General features: G+C 43.2%; 15 protein-coding genes. 2 read left to right on the top strand and 13 right to left on the bottom strand.

Going from position 1 to position 14,945, the window contains the following annotated elements:
• Positions 1-285: 285 nt before the first annotated feature.
• From MKX62_RS08825 to MKX62_RS08810, 4 genes are all read right to left on the bottom strand, one after another.
• Positions 286-1,374: a protein arginine kinase gene (locus tag MKX62_RS08825; RefSeq protein ID WP_067204675.1), complete on the bottom strand. Its 1,089-nt coding sequence runs from the start codon at positions 1,372-1,374 to the stop codon at positions 286-288.
• Positions 1,364-1,918 (bottom strand): UvrB/UvrC motif-containing protein, encoded by a 555-nt coding sequence (locus MKX62_RS08820; protein WP_067204672.1) that lies wholly within the window; start codon positions 1,916-1,918, stop codon positions 1,364-1,366. Before MKX62_RS08820 ends, MKX62_RS08825 begins: the two co-directional genes overlap by 11 nt.
• Before the next feature lie 32 nt (positions 1,919-1,950).
• The gene (locus MKX62_RS08815) at positions 1,951-2,421 is read right to left on the bottom strand and encodes a CtsR family transcriptional regulator (protein ID WP_067204668.1); all 471 of its coding nucleotides are present in this window, start codon (positions 2,419-2,421) and stop codon (positions 1,951-1,953) included.
• 967 nt (positions 2,422-3,388) lie between these two features.
• Positions 3,389-5,089, bottom strand: a complete 1,701-nt coding sequence (locus tag MKX62_RS08810; RefSeq protein WP_340741266.1) for a hypothetical protein — start codon at positions 5,087-5,089, stop codon at positions 3,389-3,391.
• Positions 5,090-5,313: 224 nt separating this feature from the next.
• Between MKX62_RS08810 and MKX62_RS08805 the strand changes: the two genes are divergently transcribed.
• Positions 5,314-5,925, top strand: a complete 612-nt coding sequence (locus tag MKX62_RS08805; RefSeq protein ID WP_340741265.1) for a GNAT family N-acetyltransferase — start codon at positions 5,314-5,316, stop codon at positions 5,923-5,925.
• 50 nt (positions 5,926-5,975) lie between these two features.
• Here MKX62_RS08805 and ltrA read toward each other — a convergent pair whose 3' ends face one another.
• The 6 genes from ltrA to MKX62_RS08775 form a co-directional block, all read right to left on the bottom strand.
• A complete protein-coding gene (gene ltrA, locus MKX62_RS08800; RefSeq protein ID WP_338652480.1) occupies positions 5,976-7,361 on the bottom strand; it encodes a group II intron reverse transcriptase/maturase in 1,386 nt (461 codons plus the stop codon).
• 478 nt (positions 7,362-7,839) lie between these two features.
• The gene (gene bioB, locus MKX62_RS08795) at positions 7,840-8,844 is read right to left on the bottom strand and encodes a biotin synthase BioB (RefSeq protein WP_340741264.1); all 1,005 of its coding nucleotides are present in this window, start codon (positions 8,842-8,844) and stop codon (positions 7,840-7,842) included.
• A 1-nt stretch (position 8,845) separates the two neighbouring features.
• Entirely contained in the window at positions 8,846-9,442 is a 597-nt protein-coding gene (locus tag MKX62_RS08790; RefSeq protein WP_067204657.1) for a biotin transporter BioY, read from the bottom strand.
• A gap of 148 nt (positions 9,443-9,590) precedes the next feature.
• Positions 9,591-9,776, bottom strand: coding sequence for a histidine kinase (locus MKX62_RS08785; protein WP_156475936.1), 186 nt, complete (start codon positions 9,774-9,776; stop codon positions 9,591-9,593).
• A 57-nt stretch (positions 9,777-9,833) separates the two neighbouring features.
• Complete coding sequence (locus MKX62_RS08780) at positions 9,834-10,220, bottom strand: hypothetical protein (RefSeq protein WP_067204654.1); 387 nt, start codon at positions 10,218-10,220, stop codon at positions 9,834-9,836.
• Positions 10,221-10,859: 639 nt separating this feature from the next.
• Entirely contained in the window at positions 10,860-11,042 is a 183-nt protein-coding gene (locus MKX62_RS08775; protein ID WP_340741263.1) for a hypothetical protein, read from the bottom strand.
• 194 nt (positions 11,043-11,236) lie between these two features.
• On the opposite strand from MKX62_RS08775, the gene MKX62_RS08770 reads away from it, so the two are divergent.
• Complete coding sequence (locus MKX62_RS08770) at positions 11,237-11,629, top strand: thiol-disulfide oxidoreductase DCC family protein (RefSeq protein WP_187046448.1); 393 nt, start codon at positions 11,237-11,239, stop codon at positions 11,627-11,629.
• Between the two features lie 54 nt (positions 11,630-11,683).
• On the opposite strand, the gene MKX62_RS08765 is transcribed toward MKX62_RS08770, so the two are convergent.
• The 3 genes from MKX62_RS08765 to MKX62_RS08755 form a co-directional block, all read right to left on the bottom strand.
• Entirely contained in the window at positions 11,684-12,040 is a 357-nt protein-coding gene (locus MKX62_RS08765; protein WP_340741262.1) for a DUF779 domain-containing protein, read from the bottom strand.
• Positions 12,041-12,316: 276 nt separating this feature from the next.
• Complete coding sequence (adh, locus tag MKX62_RS08760; protein WP_340741261.1) at positions 12,317-13,858, bottom strand: aldehyde dehydrogenase; 1,542 nt, start codon at positions 13,856-13,858, stop codon at positions 12,317-12,319.
• 308 nt (positions 13,859-14,166) lie between these two features.
• Entirely contained in the window at positions 14,167-14,934 is a 768-nt protein-coding gene (locus MKX62_RS08755; protein ID WP_340741260.1) for a 3-hydroxybutyrate dehydrogenase, read from the bottom strand.
• Between the last annotated feature and the right edge of the window lie 11 nt (positions 14,935-14,945).

Raw genomic sequence — 14,945 nt, 5'->3', positions numbered from 1 at the left:
TTCCTTTTCTAGAAAAGCGCAAGGCACCGTTCAGCCTCGACAGGTAGGAGGAATAATGCATTTCACAATCCCTCCCACGGCATATTGGCCTAGGGGCTGGCGTCTAGACACCAATCCATGCAGTATAGCTTATGTTTTCTTTCCTCTCTAGAAAGAGGTAAGAAAACAGCCACCCTTTTATACGTATTCAACCGAACACGCAGGAACTCCTTTATTGGGAAAATTGACTTTGACTATCTTTGACCTAACTATACCTAAACAAAAGACAATGTGCAAAATACCTGCTCATTCTTCCGTATTAATCTCAGTCGGAGGAGAGGATTTCTCTACATTGAGTCGTTCTCGAAACAGTTTCGCTCTGAATATATCCCGTTCTTCTTGTGATAACTCCGTGCTTGCATATTGTTGTAGGAAACCTGCCTGCATGAATATCATCAGTTCGTTCAAAATCGACATGTCAACGTCCTGGATGATGCCAAGATCGATACCGAGTCTGACGTCCGAAAGGCATCGTGCTGCCTCGCCTGACGGTAATAGTCGCGCATAACTAATTGTACCCAATGAACGGAATAGCCTGTTCTCAAGCGCAATTCGCGACTTTGAAAGTAACAATTCCCGCGATTTCCGTTCATGCCCAATTAACCGAGATGCAATGTTTCCAAGATCTGCGAGAATCTCTTGCTCCGTTTTACCAAGCGTCGTCTGATTTGACACTTGATAGACATTGCCAGGTGCTTCACTTCCTTCGCCATAACTCCCTCGGACGATGATTCCAAGCCGTGAGATAGCCGGGATAATACGATCAATCTGCTTCGTCATTGTAAGTGCCGGTAAATGCATCATCACAGATGCGCGCATGCCGGTTCCCGTATTCGATGGACAGCTTGTCAAATAACCAAAGTCTTCATCAAAAGCATACGGCAGTTCTTTTTCAAGGTAATCGTCAACCTGATCAGCCTGTTTATAGGCATCCTCAAGCTGTAACCCAGGATAGATGCATTGAATGCGGATATGGTCCTCCTCATTCACCATGACACTTATGGTCTCGTCTTCTGATAGAAGAACTGCGCCATGCCTGTCAGGAATTGCGAGTTGCGGACTGATCAGATGTTTTTCAACAAGTACTTGGCGTTCCAATGCAGGTAGATCGGACATCTTAGTATAGGAATAGCCACTTTGCATGGTATCAAGCAAAACACCCGTAACCGCTCTGTCTACCGCCATCGCTTCTTCTTCAGTGAACGCGATAGGAAAACGATAGCCTGTCAAGTTGCGTGCAAGTCGAATTCGCGTCGACATAACGATGTCCGAGTGCTCTCCGTAAGCAGTCATCCAAGGGGTTACCGCATCACGCATGAATTTTTCAATCGACATCGTTTTCTTCACCTCCAAGGGAAAGGTGTTGCTTTAGTGTATTCGCTTCATCACGCAAAGCTGCCGCTTCTTCAAAATGCTCAGCTTCTACAGCTTCTTTCATCTTCACTCGGATCTCTTCAATTTTCTTTTTAACTGCATATATTTCATTAAATGAAACCGGTACTTTCCCGGTATGAGTTGAATGGCCATTGTGAAGCTTGCCAAAAACTTGCGGTAAGCTGCCACGAAATGTGTCATAACAGTCGGCACAGCCAAACTTCCCAATATCAAGGAACTTCGGAAACGTTAAACCACATGAGGGACATTCGGGTCCTTCAAACGACTCTCCCCGCGTTTGCGGTTGTGCCTGGAAAGGATCAGAACCGCTAAACCAGTGAGATAGGAACTGCTGAATGGACAACGGCTCTTGATTGGGGTCGAAATGGAATGTTTGTGATTGAAATGCGCATTTCTCACATAAATGGCGTTCCAGCGATCCGACTACACTTTCTTGCGTAATCGTAATGGACGCAGTTCGTTCTTTACAATTTTCACATATCATCGAAAGCCACCTCATATCAGTTGGATTGGTGATTAGTTACGCTGTTCGTAAATAAGCGTCAAGAGCATTGCTTGTAAAATGCGTGCACGCATGATATCGCGGTCTGGAAGTGGCTGATGGATAGTTCTTCTATCAACCGCAGCAAGAATGAGCTTTGATTCGCGCTCCGTTATGACTTCTTCTTCAATTAGTCTGTAAACAACATCTAAAGCCATCGTATAAGAGGCTCCCGATTGGATACCGCCTAAAATATGTTCTATCAATTCTTTACGGGAATTCGCCTGAACGCGGAAAATACGTATGTAGCCACCGCCTCCACGCTTCGATTCAACCGCATAACCACGCTCCGCCGTGAAGCGGGTCTTAATAACATAATTGATTTGAGACGGGACGCACTGGAACTTTTCAGCGACTTCATTGCGCTTAATTTCGATGGTTCCACACTGTCCCTCTTCGATTATTGCTTTCAAATATCCTTCAATAATGTCGGAAATGTTTCTCATACCCTCACCTCTTTCATACGGGGGATAAGCCGTTGACTTTGACTATCTTTGACTTGATTGTACATGATATTCCGCATGTTCCGCAATCGATACGCACCAGACTTAACAAGTATCGGCATGTGACAATACGTTTTAACCGTACGAAAAAACAAAAGCGGAAGCGCCTGTTCAGAAGCATAGGAGTTCGGACGTGGAATAGCTCCTTTTGCAGGTTATCCACTGTACGAGACTTTATAGTTTTCTATATATGTTGAACAGAGGAATACGATGTATACGCTTTACAAGGGCTTTTTGGAGGCCGCTGAAAAGTCTAATACTTGGACTCCTATCAATACCGCTTCGACGCTTTGTGGATGCCTCCCGCGATAAGCCAGAAAGAAGATCCCTTTCAGTCTTATCGCTCCGGCTACCACGAAGATGCGCCTTCGCTGGATGGTCAATGTGAGAAAGAGCATTTCATTATCTGTGATGAAATCTGCAAGTTGGAGTACGTCTTTCTTGACTATAAGTAGTATCAACTAGTAATCACATTATAGTCTCGGCATATACATCTCAAAACCACATTTCTCTCGATAATAAACACCCTAGTGCAGGCGCGGCAACGGGCTCGCCAAAGCGCCAAGCGTTCTACAATCCACACCCCGAATTAAGAAGCCACTGAAAAAGTTCTTTTTTAATAGTAAGAACTAGTTGATTGTAGTGAAGAGCGGCGACTCCAGCGGGAACAGCGCGAGCTGAAGACCCCACAGGAACGCAGTGACGAGGAGGCTGAAGCCGTGCCCGCGGAAAGCGTCCGCTCGGAACGGAAATCAACGGGATTGAAGGAAACAGGACTTTTTCAGTGGCCTCCGAATTAATACTCTCTCCTTATTGAGCGCCACAGTAGATTCAATGGGATTCTTTAATTCAACATATATAGCAACTAAAAATGGAGTGCAAGGCGAATTCGCCTTGCACTCCATTTCCGTTATTCCATGCTAACATTCGTCAACTCTTTCACAGGCAAGAATAGTTCACCCGTCTCTAAATATGTCACAACAAGCTTATCGCCTTGTTGAACATAGATCGAGAGTGGCACAGCTTCCGAAGAGACGATGAAGTTGCGTCCATCATCCGCTAAAAACGAAACAAGTGTAAAATCACCGACGCGCTCTTTGAATACACGCACGACCGTTACGGCCGCTTTCGCCTCTTCCGCACTCGAGCTACCATCTACACTGCTACCTCCGCGCTGAAGAGCTGTCTTATACAATTTCAATGCTTCGTTCGGCGTATTGCCGTAAACCGATATTTCCGGATTCGCTGCTGATACAATGAAGTAATTTTGCAGGAATCCATTTGAATCGAGCACTGGCGTTAACCAACTCGCTTCTCCGTAGAAGTTATACAAGACCGGCATTTCGCCGGACCATTTCTTTTCGATGAATTTCTTCTCGATAATCTGCAGTGCCCCTTGCGAATCCATATAGGACTCTTCCAGATTACCTGAATAATACGTTGCTTTTCCTGTCTTACCATCCGTCAACGCATAGCCAAGCATCGAGTCGACACCTTCTTTTGGACTTGTAAAGTCTGTGAAGTAATACATATGACCATTCTCGTCAAAAATCGGGCTTACATTCGCCTCTGTTCCTTCATCAGATGGCAACTTGACATCTTTCTTCCCAACGACTGAATTCCAGAAACCGTGGATATAGTTCCCGAAGTAACTATTTTGCAAACTGACCGCTTCAGGTGAAACAGCCCCGTCGATGAATTCAGGTATATCTGCAAGCGAATACTTTTTCACATCACCATTAGCAGGATCGACCATTACAATCCCTTTTACATCAAAGCCGTTACGCGCGGAAATAAATTCCCCATAAGAACGGATATAATACGGTTTTCCATCGTCGTCAATTTCAAGTTGAACATCCCCGTAAAAAATAAGGTTCGGCATTTTCATCCGTATATGACGCTCCACTTGTTTGTGGAAGTAGGACGACGGTGTATACGTCATTTCTGCTTTCACAAATTTCGGGTTATCAGCCGAGTCTGTTGCACTCATCGTAAAGTAGCCAGGCGTTGTATCAGCACTCCACCATTTAAAGAAGCCCGAAAACTCCACGGGTGCAATGTAGACAAATTTGCCATCGACTTTTTGAATTTGCAGACTGCCGAGCTCATAGTAACTCGTATTCGGAACTTGCCCGAATGCTTTCTTCATCTTATTGCGCGCAAACTTCGGTGGAACACTTGCCGGCGTTTTTGTTTCATCGAACGCTGAAATCTCCACTTGCTGATCCATTTCAACTGCTTTGTATTTCTTGTCGGCGTTGAAGAGCGGCGCGCTAAGTATATATGCACCAAAAACAAGTGCACCGAGGAACAGGACCAATTTCACTTTGCGGTCTTTGCCACCTGCCGACAAAGCACCTAGCAATGTAACGACTAAAAGCACCATCCACAGAGACGTCCAGTTACGGTCCATGTTTGTCGTATAGTAAAACACGAATACGGCTATAGCAGATAATATAGCTACGGTAACAATCGCAGCTCCTCTATTAAAAGGAGTTCTTACAGTTTCCTCATCCGCACCACGCTTCGCTTGAGTACTTAATATAAATGGGACAATAACTAGACTGAACACGATGCCCACAATAATTGAGAATATAAGTAAATTAAACATATATACACCCTTTTCCACTGAGTAAGATTTTTTGTTGTTAGCTAAGTATACGGATAATCTAGGAAATAGTTTCATTTACTTAATTAAAACCGAGCAAGTTTATTTATTTAAAATAATGGGTATACAGTAGAATAGAGGATTTTTTACTACCCTTCTTTTTTCCTCGGTCTCACAATCCAAAACAAAAAACTCCGGGGTAAATAAACCATTGGAGGCAACACATTTTGAATTGGTATGAGAAGCTAAATGAATACTTCCCCGTTGAAGAGATGAAGTCAAAGGAACATATGGATGCGTTACTAACTGACAAGAAAAGTGTTTATAAGAAGGATGAAGGACCTCATCATGTGCTCATGTATGTCGAGTTCGAGAAGTTTATATTCGTCGACTACTTGTTCGTTTCAACACAATCACGCGGCATGGGACTTGGCAGCAAATTATTAACAATGTTAAAATCCAAGAATAAACCGATTCTCCTTGAAGTGGAGCCAGTCGATTATGAAGATACAGATACTGCAAAACGACTTAAATTTTACTCACGTGAAAACTTCACACATGCACAGCGCATCGGCTATAATCGTCGCTCCCTTGCAACAGGCGAAAATACGGTACTTGAAATCTTATACTGGTCACCAACTGATTCAGGTGAAGAAGAAATCTACAATGCAATGACACAGACGTACGATGAAATCCACACTTATAAAGATGAAATATTTTATGGTAAAAAGTACGATCCTACTGATAAAGTACTTATTTTTCACACAAAAGGCAAAAGAGATATTCTGCAACCATTTGATACACCTGAATCGAGTAGAGTGAACGAATCAGAAATTTGATTCGTTCGTCCCTCTCACACCACCGTACATACGGATCCGTATACGGCGGTTCAATAATTTGAGTGTACAAACTGGTACTTCACGGATATATCCATATATCCGAGTTGTGCCAGTTTTCTATCTGTTAAAGACCTATGAAGGATATAACTGGAAGAAATCCTCCAGTAACCCTTTCGGGTATTTGACCATTCAAAGGCTTTTCGCTCTTCGGTACCTAGTTGAATTAGATTTTTACATTTCGTTCGTGGGTTTTTCCACTGTTTCCAAATGTATTGCCTGATTCGTCGTTTCAACCAACCGTTTAATTCATTCATAAAGCTTTTCATTTCACCAATACCGTAGTAGTTTATCCACCCCGTCATTAGCTGCTTGATTTGCTTGAATAGAACTTCAATGCTTCTCCCTCTGTTCCGCTTTGTTATTTTCTTCAACTTTTGCTTCACAGTAGATTTCGCCTTTTGATGTGGTCGAATTTTGACGCCGTTTTTAGTTGCCAATAGGCAGAACCCTAGAAACTTTCGTTTCAGTGGACTTCCTACCGCACTTTTCTCACGATTTACGGTTAATTTTAGTTCGCCTTCAAGGAAGTTGGTTGAACTCTCCATCACTCGATAACCTGCCCGTCTACTTTTGACGTAAATATTGCAGTCATCCGCATAACGGACGAATTTGTGCCCACGTGTTGTGAGGAGTTTATCGAATTCATTCAAGTAAATATTACTTAATAGCGGCGATAAGTTCCCCCCTTGCGGGGTTCCTTCTTCGGATGCTTGAAATAAACCGTTTACCATAATACCGCTTTTGAGATATTGGCGGATAAGACGTAAAACACGCTTATCTTGAACCTTTTCCTCAATATAGTGCATAAGTTTATCGTGGTTTACTGTGTCAAAATAAGCTTTCATATCCATATCTACAACATATTTGTATCCTTGTTCGTAGTACGACTTCGCTAGGGTGATAGCTTGATGTGCACTACGCTTTGGACGAAACCCAAAGCTATTATCGGAGAACGTAGGGTCAAAAATGGGTTGTAAGACTTGATTGATTGCTTGTTGAATCATCCGGTCGATTACAGTTGGAATTCCTAGTTTTCTTACACCACCGTCTGGTTTAGGAATTTCAACCCGCAACACGGGTTGCGGGCGGTAAGTTCCGTTATGTAATTTCACTAGTAATTCTTCCCTGTGCTCCTTCAAGTATGGGAGTAGCTGGTCATAGGTTATACCATCTGAGCCTGCGGCTCCCTTATTTCTGACAACTTGTAGGTAAGCTTGATTGAGATTATTCCTTGAGAGGATTTTCTCAAACAGATGTACACCATTTTGATTGTTCAGTTCACCATGGAAATTACTATGCACTCCGTCATACCCTTCATGTTCCACATTATCTCTCTGACGGTAGCTAGGTTTCCCTATTTTCTGCGGTTTTCGCAATTTCCACACCTCCTTGTATCCTCAAAATTATTATTGTTCAGTCCTTCATGTCCTGTCAGTGAACACTACTATGACCTCTGCTGACTTCTTACGATTCATCTTCATGTCACCACAGAGATTGCACTGGTTCGTTATCATTTAACTTGCACTGTGCCCTCGTAAGACCTCCCCCGGTAAGAGCGAATACTTTCCTCCCATGTAACTGCTAGATTTACTGTATAGGTTTCGGGCAGTATTGGACTTCGGTTTGTCATGCAACCTTATCCGACCTAATTCAGCCTTCTATCTAGTTTCTGTTCGTCAGTTCAGGAGTTTGCGTCCGACTTCCTTCAGCCACTACCTCACGATAGCCACCTTGTCTTTCGCTAACAGTTCCTACTGCCAAGCCTGTAGTGGACTTTCACCACCGAGTATTCGCCCATGCAGGGCGCACATGAAAAAATGGACATCCCGTCGAAATGGGATGTCCATTTTTCAATCACACTGGAACAGGCTGTTTTGCTAAAGGTTCTAAGTCTATTTCGAATCCCATATCCTTCAGCGTTTGATAGTCTCTTTCACTTTCCTGGCCGGTTGTCGTCAAATAATCCCCAATAAAAATCGAGTTTGCCGGGTATAGCCCTAACGGCTGAAGACTGCGTAAGTTCACTTCACGCCCGCCGGAAATCCTGATTTCCTTTGTGGGATTAATGAATCTGAACAAGCATAGTACTTTCAAGCAATAGATCGGTGTTAACTCGTCTGTCCCGCCAAGGGGTGTCCCATCCACGGCATGTAAAAAGTTCACCGGAATCGAATCTGCATCCATTGCATACAAACTGCGTGCCATTGAAACGACGTCTTGTTTCGTTTCACGCATACCAATGATAACGCCAGAACACGGTGAAATACCCGACTGCTTCACAAGATCGACCGTGTTTACGCGGTCCTCATATGTATGAGACGTTGTGATACTTTCATGGTGGGCTTCCGACGTATTGATGTTGTGATTGTAACGGTCGACGCCAGCATCTTTCAATCGGGACGCTTGGTCCGGTTTTAACAGTCCAAGACATGCACAAACGGTCATATGCTCATACTTCGACTTGATTTCCTTCACGGAATTAATAACAATTTCGAGTTCACGGTTTGCAGGACCTCTCCCGCTAGCCACAATACAGTAGGTTCCTGCATTCAATTCGGCTGCTCTAGCTGCACCTGCTACAATTTCTTCTTTTTTCATCATGGCATATTTTTCGATTGGCGCTTTTGAAATAATCGACTGTGCACAATACCCGCAGTTTTCCGGGCATAAGCCAGATTTCGTATTCATTATCATATTAAGCTTCACTTTATTCCCATAATAATGTTTCCGGATTATATAAGCCGCGTGCAAAAGCGGCAGCAAGTCCTCTTCTGGACTCCCCAATATCGATAGGGCTTCCTCATCCTTCAGGACATGTCCTTCTAGAACACGTTCAGCTAACCCAGTATACTTCGTCATATTAGCGCCTCACTTTCAATACCTTATACATACGGTGTCCAAAGATTCCAGCAAGGACGGCAAGGATAATATCTTTCGGCAACGGCGGTACCATCCATAGCCACGCTACTTTGTATGTAAAGGCATCCGGTGCCGCAGCCCAGAGCTTATAGGCATAATACATCCAGTTCGTTCCGATTACATAATTTAGAACCATTCCAACGATTGCAGCAATAATATAACCATGTAATTTCCCGTTCTTTTCGACGATTTTCCCCACGATGAATGCTACTAAAATGTAAGATATGATAAATCCGAATGTCGGACTGATAATTGATCCAAAACCACCACTGAATCTCGCAAATACAGGCGCCCCTGCAAGCCCGATGAACATATAGACCGCCATTGCCAGTGCACCCCTGCGACTACCAAGAATAAGTCCCGCAAGAATCGCAAAAAATGTCTGCAATGTAATCGGCACACCACCCACAACTAGAAATGGTACAAATGCGGTAATATTTGCGCCAATCATCATCAGTGCTGCGAACATTCCACTGTAGACAAGTGTTAACGGACTCATTGCGCTTTTACTTTTTGTTTTTACTGTAGCTGTTGTCATGATCTGATACACCCCTAAAGTTTATGTTATCTTTAACAGAGTAATAGATAACACATTATGAGTCAACAAATATTTAACGCAAGTTAACACAAATGACGTATTAGCAAATAAACAAAAGACCGATAGCAAATTCGCTATCGGTCTCTCTTTAGGATTTTTCGCCTTCGTCTTTTGGAAATAAAAAGTAAGAAATGATCCCGCTCAAAATCATCGCACCAATTATAATAGCCAAGCGCGTTAATCCGGGCACTTCTTGGAATTCTTTCGTCAATTTCATCCAGCCAAACCCTCCAACGAGCAGCATGACTGGAATGACAAATTTAAAAGCTCTCAACAAACTCACCTACTGTATATCATTATGGTAGCTTTATTCTACCATAAATCTGACCTATCACCAGCCGCGGCGATTTCCACAGCCACAACCGGGACGATGTCCACAGCCAGGACGATTACCGATACCGCCAACTTGTGGACCGAATCCGCCCATTCCTGGTCCCATACCTGGACCCATTCCGCCCATTCCTGGACCGAAACCTGGTCGAGCAGGGAGTGTTTGCCCCATCACATTCTGTGTTGTTTCTGTGAAATAGTGACGTGGAATTTCAACGTTATGCACCCGATTCACATTGACGATCGGATGGATATAAGGAACTTCACGCGGTACAAATTGATCGTGACAACGATACTGCGTCGGACATACTACCGGGCGTACTTGATTACCACCCATCATATTCCCTTGATGACAATTTGGCTGCTGCCAATTACCTTGTTGCATCATACTATCACCTCCTCCTTCTAGTAGATGTGAAAAGAAGGAAGACAAACGGGCGATAGACACTATGAACTTTAATGAATATTGGATAGTTTACTAACTACAGATGTTGAAATAAAGATTCCATTCAAATCCGCTGTGGCGCTCGGGGATGCCTCCCACGAGGGACACAGGAAATAATAGAATTACTTCTTGGTATAAACTGTATAATTTATGCAAAGTACGCAAAAATTATACAAACCGAACTCTTCGTTGTTCGGTTGGCTGCCCCTTTTAAGGCGCCTTCACCCAGTTTCCACATGTATTCTTATATTCAATATAGATTATAGCGCTTAGTCTTGAACTCCTGCATTACGCATTCTTCTGTAGTATAGAAACACTCGAGTCACTAGAAAGAGTGGGCTGATGGAACTGGCAATCAGAAAAGCCAGTATTACTTTATGGACGAGAGATCTATCATAATCAATATTAAAATTCATCCATAACACAAATGTCAGCAATGCGACTGAATAACTCGCCATAATACCATTCATAATCATTATTCTTCGCACTTGCCCTTTTCGTTCCGCCTCATCGAAGCTCTTTATTTCAACCTATATAGAGCATTAAAAAAACAGAAAAACCTCACATCGCTGTGAGGTTTAGTTATTGGTAATCACGCGGAAGTTTTTTTTCATCCTCGAAGGAATCGGACTTTTCTCTTCTTTTCTCAAGCATTTCATATTGCTCATAAATAGGACCACCTTCGCCAATCATTTTTAATTTGGCGATGAAATCCTTATTAGTCCTAAGCTCCATTTCTGACGACTCAATAGGTAAACGTTCCATAGTCTATCATCCTCTCATCATTTTGCCGGGGCTAAATGCGGTGGAAAACATCCAAACGTTTATAGCATGTTCCATTTCTTTTCACTACTATTATACTAAATATTCTGCCACATGTAAATAGTAACACCTTTCACGTTTTATCGATTCACTAACAGGCTATACTATAGAAGATAAGTACGCCGGGAGGTTATTTTATGAAAAGAATTATTTTATTTGACGGTGTTTGTAATTTTTGTGATGCAAGTGTGCAGTTCATTATAAAGCGAGATCCTGCCAATCATTTTCTATTTACTTCATTACAAAGCGAAAAAGGACTGGAACTCACGAAAAAATATGCTATCCCGGAAGACGTTGACAGCTTGGTTTTGATTGAAAACGGTAAAGCGTTCACCAAGTCTTCAGCAGCGCTCCGTATCGCAAAAAAACTGGACGGATTATGGCATCTATTCTTCCTATTTATACTCGTACCACGTAAAATCCGTGACGGCGTATATAACTACGTCGCTAAAAATCGCTATAAATGGTTTGGCAAGAAAGAAGATGCGTGTATGTTGCCATCGCCAGAACAGCGGAAACGCTTTATTTAACCAACGACAAAAAGGGCCCTCCGAGTTTTCATCGAGGGCCCTTTTGTTATTCACTTACACCTGTAGCTCTTTGTTTTCCTCAGCCGTAAATGCACGTGACCTGGTCAAAAAGCGTTTGCCTTCGACACCTTCGAGTGAAAACATGCCGCCGCGACCGTTGACAACGTCAATGATTAGCTGTGTATGCCTCCAATACTCGAATTGGTTTTTGTGCATATAAAACGGTGTTTCACCAATAGTACCAAGTAGGACATCCTGATCACCTATAATCAGTTCCCCATTCGGATAACACATTGGCGATGAGCCATCACAGCAGCCGCCCGACTGGTGAAACATGAGTGGACCGTGTTTCTCTACCAAAAACGCAATGAGTTCCAGTGCAGCGTCAGTTGCGAGTACGCGTTCCGTCATCCGCACTACCTCCCTCCTTTTCGAATCAATCACGCCTCGGCGTGATTGCGTCCAGATTTTGAATTGAGCTTGAGGCCTACAGGATGTAGGTCATGCAGTCGTTGCGACAGGAAGTCGCGAACTTAGACTGCCTTCCTTAACTCCCTTCAAAATCTGTGACATCCGCCGGAGGCTTTGGGCCAACAGGATGTTGGTCATTCAGACGTTGCCGCAGGACGCGGCGTTCTTAGTCTGAGATCCACAATTCAGCGGGGTTTGAACCCCCGCTGAATGAAATTAAAAGAAACCTTGTTTGTTTTCGCTGTAGCTAACAAGCATGTTTTTCGTTTGTTGGTAGTGGCTCAACATCATTAAGTGGTTTTCACGTCCAACACCGGACGCTTTGTAACCACCGAACGCAGCATGCGCTGGGTACATGTGATAACAGTTCGTCCAGACCCGCCCCGCTTGGATGCCGCGACCGAAACGATATGCCGTATTCATGTCGCGCGTCCAGACACCCGAACCTAAGCCGTATAGCGTATCGTTCGCAATTTCAAGCGCTTCTTCTTTTGTTTTGAACGTTGTAACCGAAACAACAGGACCAAAGATTTCTTCCTGGAAAATCCGCATTTTATTATTCCCTTTAAAGACAGTTGGCTTGACGTAGTAGCCGTCTTTCAAATCGCCTTCAAGCTGATTTTGCTCTCCGCCAATCAGGCATTCCGCACCTTCCTGTTTGCCGATATCTAGATAGGAAAGAATTTTCTCCAACTGTTCAGTTGACGCTTGCGCACCCATCATGACAGTTGGGTCAAGCGGATTTCCAGTTTTAATCGCTTTTACGCGCTCAATTGCGCGGTCCATGAATTTATCGTAAATGGATTCTTGAATCAATGCACGCGATGGGCATGTACATACTTCACCCTGGTTCAGTGCAAACATGACGAAGCCTTCTACTGCTTTGTCCAAGAACGAATCGTCTTCGTCCATAATGTCTTCGAAGAAGATATTCGGTGATTTACCACCTAATTCGAGTGTGACAGGGATTGCGTTTTGTGAAGCGTATTGCATAATCAGACGCCCCGTTGTCGTTTCACCTGTGAATGCAATTTTCCCGATACGTGAGCTCGATGCAAGTGGTTTACCTGCTTCAAGACCAAAACCGTTCACGACATTCAAAACACCCGGAGGTAATAAATCTTCTATCAATTCTATAAGTACAAGAATCGATGCCGGTGTCTGTTCAGCAGGCTTCAGCACGACACAGTTTCCTGCAGCAAGTGCTGGCGCTAGTTTCCATACCGCCATCAGAATAGGGAAGTTCCACGGAATAATCTGTCCAACGACACCGATTGGCTCATGGAAATGGTACGCTACAGTATCGTCGTCAATCTGACTAACTCCACCTTCTTGCGCACGGATTGCACTAGCAAAATAGCGGAAATGGTCGATAGCAAGCGGCAGATCTGCATTCAATGTTTCACGAACCGCTTTGCCGTTATCCCACGTTTCAGCAACAGCTAGCATTTCTAAGTTTTGTTCAATGCGATCAGCAATTTTCAGTAACGTATTCGCACGTACCGTAACAGACGTTTTGCCCCAAGCATCTTTTGCAGCATGTGCCGCATCCAACGCAAGTTCAACATCCTCTGCAGTCGAGCGTGCTACTTCTGTAAATACTTTCCCCGTTACCGGCGTCACGTTATCAAAGTATTCCCCTTTAACCGGTGCTGTCCATTTTCCACCGATAAAGTTATCGTAGCGTTCTTTAAAGTTTACTTTCGCACCTTCCGTATTCGGAAAAGCATAAATCTGATTTTCTACCGCTTGTACCATTTTTCCATTCCTCCCTGTGAGTTGAATTTTTCACACAATGCCACTATATGTCGCAAACTTCCTCCGTATGCGCCTCTACCAGAAACAATTAATGTATGCGCTTACAATAGACTTGAAATAAAAAAGAAGCTTGTCCTCTTATTCTGTCAGACTATGTTGATTATTTCAACTACTAGACTTTTAAATCGTTCGACATAGATTGACAGGTTCATCGGAGGCTACTTTATTATCCGTGCGGGGTAAAATAAAGGACCCTCCCATCAGTCTATAAATCGACTTACGAGTTGGTCCTTTAAATAACACTGGTTTTACTGAGCTGTGTAGCCGCCATCCAAAATAATCGCTTGTCCAGTCATACCTTTCGCGGAACCACTTGCAATATACAAAGCTAAATCCGTTATCTCCTTCACATCGAGCAATCTTTTTTGAGGAACTAATGGGTATAGTACTTCTTCTAAAACTTGTTCAACTTCAATATTTCTTGTTTTTGCAAGGTCAGCAAACTGGTTCCTCACTAATGGTGTATCGACATACCCAGGACAAATCGCATTGACAGTAATTCCATCTGCAGCCGATTCGAGAGCAGCTACTTTCGTTAAACCAATTACCCCATGTTTTGCGGAGTTGTAAGCAGCTTTTCCAGCAAATCCAATGACGCCATTAATAGAAGCCATGTTAATAATTCTTCCAAACTGTTGTTTCTTCATATGAGGCAGTGCATGTTTGATGGCTATAAATGGTGCCGTCAACATAATTTTCACAAGCAGTTCAAACTTTTCAGTAGGGAAATCTTCGATAAATGATACATGTTGCATCCCCGCATTGTTGACAAGAATATCAATCCGCCCAAACTTCTCAACCGTAAATTCAATTGCCTTTTTGATGTCCTCTTCTTTTGTAACATCACAGACAATTCCTTCGACATTTTTTTCAATTTTGGAAAGTGCTTCATCGACGGCTTGTTGCGTTAAATCAGAGATAACAACTTTAGCACCAGCATCAGAAAACGCCTTTGCAATATCGAATCCAATTCCCCTTGCTGCTCCAGTTATAAATAACACTTGATCTTGCATCATATTCTTTGCCA

Source organism: Sporosarcina sp. FSL K6-5500 (genome assembly GCF_038005665.1).
In the GTDB taxonomy this organism is placed as follows: domain Bacteria; phylum Bacillota; class Bacilli; order Bacillales_A; family Planococcaceae; genus Sporosarcina; species Sporosarcina psychrophila.
Note: the sequence above shows the minus strand (reverse complement) of the source record. Positions and strands in the feature narration are given on the sequence as shown.

Excerpts from the sequence above, each read along its gene's own strand:
- MKX62_RS08825 (WP_067204675.1), bottom strand. The coding sequence starts at position 1,374 with ATGTCGATTGAAAAATTCATGCGTGATGCGGTAACCCCTTGGATGACT.
- MKX62_RS08820 (WP_067204672.1), bottom strand. The coding sequence starts at position 1,918 with ATGATATGTGAAAATTGTAAAGAACGAACTGCGTCCATTACGATTACG.
- MKX62_RS08815 (WP_067204668.1), bottom strand. The coding sequence starts at position 2,421 with ATGAGAAACATTTCCGACATTATTGAAGGATATTTGAAAGCAATAATC.
- MKX62_RS08810 (WP_340741266.1), bottom strand. The coding sequence starts at position 5,089 with ATGTTTAATTTACTTATATTCTCAATTATTGTGGGCATCGTGTTCAGT.
- bioB (WP_340741264.1), bottom strand. The coding sequence starts at position 8,844 with ATGACGAAGTATACTGGGTTAGCTGAACGTGTTCTAGAAGGACATGTC.
- MKX62_RS08790 (WP_067204657.1), bottom strand. The coding sequence starts at position 9,442 with ATGACAACAGCTACAGTAAAAACAAAAAGTAAAAGCGCAATGAGTCCG.
- MKX62_RS08780 (WP_067204654.1), bottom strand. The coding sequence starts at position 10,220 with ATGATGCAACAAGGTAATTGGCAGCAGCCAAATTGTCATCAAGGGAAT.
- MKX62_RS08775 (WP_340741263.1), bottom strand. The coding sequence starts at position 11,042 with ATGGAACGTTTACCTATTGAGTCGTCAGAAATGGAGCTTAGGACTAAT.
- MKX62_RS08770 (WP_187046448.1), top strand. The coding sequence starts at position 11,237 with ATGAAAAGAATTATTTTATTTGACGGTGTTTGTAATTTTTGTGATGCA.
- MKX62_RS08765 (WP_340741262.1), bottom strand. The coding sequence starts at position 12,040 with ATGACGGAACGCGTACTCGCAACTGACGCTGCACTGGAACTCATTGCG.
- adh (WP_340741261.1), bottom strand. The coding sequence starts at position 13,858 with ATGGTACAAGCGGTAGAAAATCAGATTTATGCTTTTCCGAATACGGAA.
- MKX62_RS08755 (WP_340741260.1), bottom strand. The coding sequence starts at position 14,934 with ATGATGCAAGATCAAGTGTTATTTATAACTGGAGCAGCAAGGGGAATT.